This is a genomic window from Actinomyces acetigenes, from assembly GCF_031296635.1.
GTDB classification, from domain to species: Bacteria; Actinomycetota; Actinomycetes; order Actinomycetales; family Actinomycetaceae; genus Actinomyces; species Actinomyces acetigenes.
The window spans coordinates 1-4,208 of sequence record NZ_JASPFC010000071.1 but is presented as its reverse complement, the minus strand read 5'-3'; the positions used below and the strand labels follow the sequence as shown (position 1 = coordinate 4,208).

The window sequence follows — 4,208 nt, the reverse complement described above, 5'->3', positions numbered from 1 at the left end:
CCAGCAAACCTCCACAAGAACCATCACAGTCCACGCGCCACAGCAGCTGCCGCATGAACCCAAGCTTCCCTCGTATTTGGCGCAAGTTCCGTTGATCGCAACCACTGCTCCCGCATACCTGTGTCGTATGGGATTGTTACTACTTCCCGTGCCCGAGTAGAGAACCCCTCCACCAAGCTATCAGGCTTCGCCTCACTCTTGTCTGCCTGCGACACGACAACCACCGCATTACGGGACAACTCAGCACCGCGCTGGCTACGCGCAGCAAGACCATCCAAGAGGAGTCGCCCCGCTTCGGCGTGATCCGACCGAGTTGTCGTAGCAATGACAATCTGATCCGCATGACCGACGATACGTAGCCACAGATCATCACCCTCATCATTACCTGTATCCCAGATAATCATGCGGTAATACTTCTTCAGCACCTCTTGCACGCCATCAAGCTGATACGGAGTCAGTTTCTGTTGCGTCGACAGAAGGAGAGGGTTGGATCTCAGAACATCAAAATGATCAATGCTTTGGTGATGTGTAAAAGCGGAAACATCACCATAATGAGCTGACGGCGACAGCAACCTGTCGATTGAAGGTACCAAATCCAGCACCGTAGATTGATGGGGACCCTGCTCCGTCCGCCACCCTAGGGTGCCTCGAGTGACATTGCCGTCTGCCACTACTACGCCCCCTGATCCGTACCGGGCAAAACAACTTGCGAGAAGAATTGAGGTCGGTGTTTTAGATGCACCTCCTTTGCCATTAAGAATAGCAACCGTTCGCGTCCCCAGCCAACGCTGAGATATGAGTTGCTCATCCTGCCACCGACGGCGGTCAGCAGCACTCGGCGACACTTTCAGTCCAAACTTTCTCGCGACTCCACGCCAGCCGGACAACCGAGGGCCGTCTGTAGAGTTCGGAGCTAAGAACGACGACGACGTCTTCCTGCCCGCCATCGCCTCGGAAAGGTCGGCACCATAGGGAGGAGACGTCACTGCGTTATTACCAACGCTCGCTGGCACATGATCGTCAGTAGGTGCGGGAGAATGCTGTCCGCCGGGTCGAGTCAAAACTGTGCTGCCATTGAATTCGCCCTCGCTAACCTCAGGCACTGTCACCGGAGTTTCAAATATCGGAGAATGCGCTGCGAAAGGATTCACACCTTCCGGGTCCGCGGATCTCATTTCCGCGACGCCGAGTTCTGTCCGCGAACCTGAAGGAGAGTTGGACGGTGCGTCAACGTCGTCTTGTGTGGCAAATATGTCTGGGGAGCTGCTCTGATTATCACCGCCGTCCGCGGTTTGCTCTTCCATTCCTGGTGAACCAAATACTGAAAGGTCCATCCGGAATGCGGAACCTTGGACATCTTCGTCCGCATTGCCAGAATCGTCGTCACTGTCGGAAGTCAAAGCGTCGGGGTCGATTTCAGAATCATCTTGATCGCGACCGTCGACGCCTAGCAAAGAAGAGTAGTCGATGATGTTAGATGGGGTTGATTCCGACGTGGACTCGCTGGGAACCGAGGTATGCGATAAGCGGTCTAGGTCTACATCCAGTCGCTCATGATCATCAGGCGACGTCGCCTGTGGAGACACGACCCGATATGGCGACGACGCACTTAGAGCGGCCTGAGTTCGCTTCGGATAGATTCGTGGTGGTTGTGCGTCCACCTCGTAAGTACCACTGGTATCAAGGTGGTCGGAACGGACTTCAGGTTCGTCAACATTCAAAATTTGCGAATCGAACGGACTGTGCTCCTCGGGATCCGACACGAATGGTGACTGATGTGAGTAGACGACCGGATCGGCAGCTTCACCAACCTTTGACGCTAACGAACTCTCGCTTGTTGAAGTACTTTCCTCTGGTAGCAGGGTTGGAGGCTCAATGCCGCCCTCCACCATCGGACCTGAGGAGAAGGACTCATCATGCTCTCGGAGAACGGAAGCTTCATCAAGCAGCACAACTGCCCCGAAGGCATCGACAGAAATGAACTGCTTTCCGTTTTCGTCAATTGCGGCTACAGTGACGCTGCTGCCCTTCTTTGCAGCGATCGATGCAACGAGACGCAGCAGCTCTGCACGCGCCTGCGAGACGCTCCCGGCGTTGACACGTTGTTCTCCTTCTTCACCGGAGAGTCGTCCGCTTCCGTCGGGATTCACCGTGATCGTAATCATGAGGACTCACCTTTCACCGCATCGTGCTGCTCGCACCATCCTATCGCATTTCGAAGGGCGGACTACCGCAGCACACGTTCGCACATCGTCATCTAGTCTCATTGTAGTTTTGGTCCAACCAGTCGCGACATGTACACACGGGTTTACTCAAATCGATCAAAATAATGAAATGAGCAATCCGTTCGTTGACGCACGCACAAAGACCGTTACTTATCCTGTTCTGTATTTTCCGACACGTTGGAACCCTTTGACGCCACAATCTTAGCAAAGGGCCCCACTCCTAAAACCCCGATTCCTCCCACCAGAAACCGCGGCCAGTCTCCTGCCACCCTTCCTACAATGTACGTGACAAGCAAGTAGATAACCAGATACGCCAGCAGCCATCGGAAGCACCGAGACGCCGGTCGGTCGGCTGTCAGCAGAGTTGCATAGAAATCAATTTTACCACCAAGAGAACTCATTACACACTCCCCTTATTTATTACTGTCCAACCAGCGCCTTGGCCACCTTGCCGCTGGCGAAAACAAGCACTATCAAGATTACTGGAGCCAGAAGGAACGTCGCATAATTTTGAATGATCCATCCACTGAGAGAATCTCCAGGATCACCGACGTTGATTGCATTAACCGCAGGTAGATGCGGATAAATTTTGGTTGCCAACATTAATGTGGCGGCCTGCATTGAAACAGCAGCATACTTTTGAAGGTATCCAATTCCCATAGACTTAGTGTCCGGGTGTCCTAGGAACGCAATTGGCAACGATGCGAACGCGGTCATGAAGTATAGCTCAACGAATCGCATGATCACCATTACTTTAACGATCAGGACAGCAACCATCGCAACAATGAATGGGATGATCAACAGCATAATCATTCCCGCCTTGTCCATCATCTCAGCATTGGACACTTTATCGGATATGTCAGGTAACTGCGGCAGGGACTTGTCGGCCTCGTCAATATTCTTAGTAATCTTCTGAACGATCTGATTAATTGCATCGAGGAACATCATGGCGTTCTGGGCAGCCCACACAAGGAGTACCGACTTGAACATTGTAGCCGCAATGATTTTGACGCCGAGCTGTTGATCCGCTTCGATTCGGCTGGCATTTCTTGCCAACTCAAGCACTAGCAGCATTGAAATGACAACGGACGCCACCGGCTTGATACCGGTGTTGTGCAATGACGTGACAACATTATACGTGTCATTGCTGTATTCCGATAGCGTCTGTTTGATGCCCGTCGCATCACTCGTGTCGAACTCAAAGAGTTTTTTAAACATGTAGATTATCATGTCGTCCATGGCGGCTTTACCTCAACTTCATTTCGACGAACCTTATTTCTAATCGCGTTACCGACTAATGACCCCATACCACAACCAACAAGAGAGCCAGTACAGTGAGCACCTGCAGCGCGGCGAGTGCGGTAACAACACCGTAGGGTGCCGGTCTAGCCGCCCAACCCGTATGCTTATGCCCGTTCTCGGCTGGTGGGTTAGTGGGCTGAGGCTGATCTCCGGGAGCCGACGGGGTTAAAGGGGTTCCAGGAGGGGGAGATGAACTCCATGTCGTAGGAAGGCTACGCACATCATGGGGATCAGCCTTCTTTTGCAGCACTGTTGGCTCTGGAGATCGAGCACTCTTACTCAGTTGCTCGCCAGCACTGACCCAATCTGAGATTCCAGCTCGCGGTGGAGTACCACTACCGTACTGAGGAATACTGCCGCCTGTCGAGAACGGCGATCGGTCCGCGTGGGCACCATGACTTATGGACGCTTGCGGAATTTCAGAAGACTGCTGATCAGAGAACTTGATCGAGGAATCCGAGTCTTGTGACCAGCCGCTGGGTCGTTCATCCGTGCGAAAACGATGCTGTTGACGTCGGCGATGCTCACTTTGAACATCGATGGGCACCGTCTCAGGATCAGAACTCACAGTTATCGCCTGCTGGTTCGCCGCCCTACGCGATGGCGCAGAACCGTGCGGCGCAGGCCCCGCCGCTTGGGAAGGACCGGACCTCGCGTGCGCTGCCTGTGGTGTGGCCGGTT

At 53.5% G+C, this 4,208-nt stretch carries 3 protein-coding genes; 1 reads left to right on the top strand and 2 read right to left on the bottom strand.

Going from position 1 to position 4,208, the window contains the following annotated elements; genetic code table 11:
• Window positions 1–23 precede the first annotated feature (23 nt).
• Together RIV14_RS13400 and RIV14_RS13395 are read right to left on the bottom strand one after the other, a co-directional pair.
• On the bottom strand, window positions 24–2,165 hold the full coding sequence (locus RIV14_RS13400; RefSeq protein WP_143224266.1) for a MinD/ParA family ATP-binding protein: 2,142 nt from the start codon (window positions 2,163–2,165) through the stop codon (window positions 24–26).
• 480 nt (window positions 2,166–2,645) lie between these two features.
• Window positions 2,646–3,464, bottom strand: coding sequence for a VirB6/TrbL-like conjugal transfer protein, CD1112 family (locus RIV14_RS13395; RefSeq protein WP_075373626.1), 819 nt, complete (start codon window positions 3,462–3,464; stop codon window positions 2,646–2,648).
• A 528-nt stretch (window positions 3,465–3,992) separates the two neighbouring features.
• Between RIV14_RS13395 and RIV14_RS13390 the strand changes: the two genes are divergently transcribed.
• The coding region (locus RIV14_RS13390; RefSeq protein WP_309325238.1) for a hypothetical protein at window positions 3,993–4,208 on the top strand (216 nt) is incomplete at its 3' end.

Coding starts and splice junctions, on each gene's coding strand:
- RIV14_RS13400 (WP_143224266.1), bottom strand. CDS start 2,165: ATGATTACGATCACGGTGAATCCCGACGGAAGCGGACGACTCTCCGGT.
- RIV14_RS13395 (WP_075373626.1), bottom strand. CDS start 3,464: ATGGACGACATGATAATCTACATGTTTAAAAAACTCTTTGAGTTCGAC.